Origin of the sequence: Rhizobium redzepovicii, from assembly GCF_019793435.1 — a bacterium.
GTDB classification, from domain to species: Bacteria; Pseudomonadota; Alphaproteobacteria; order Rhizobiales; family Rhizobiaceae; genus Rhizobium; species Rhizobium redzepovicii.
Window position 1 is genome coordinate 1 of record NZ_JAILYH010000120.1, and the last position, 255, is coordinate 255.

Consider the following 255-nt stretch of genomic DNA (forward strand, 5'->3'; position numbering starts at 1 on the left):
GCGGCAAGGGTGTCGGCACCATCATCCCGAACCTTCTGACCGCCGACCGCTCGATCATCTGCATCGATCCGAAAGGCGAGAACGCGATCATCGCCGGTGATGCGCGCGAGACGTTCGGGCCGGTTCACATCCTCGATCCATTCGGCATCACCGGCAGACCTTCGGCTGCCTTCAATCCGATCGACGGCGTTGATCCAGACAGCGTCGATGTCGCCGAGGATGCGACGACACTTGCCGACGCACTCGTGTTCGACG

The 255-nt window shown here is 62.4% G+C and carries 1 protein-coding gene; it reads left to right on the plus strand.

The genetic code is table 11. The annotated features are described in order from the left end of the window. On the plus strand, positions 1 to 255 hold a 255-nt coding region (locus tag K6N12_RS33860), incomplete at both ends, for a type IV secretory system conjugative DNA transfer family protein (protein WP_222149194.1).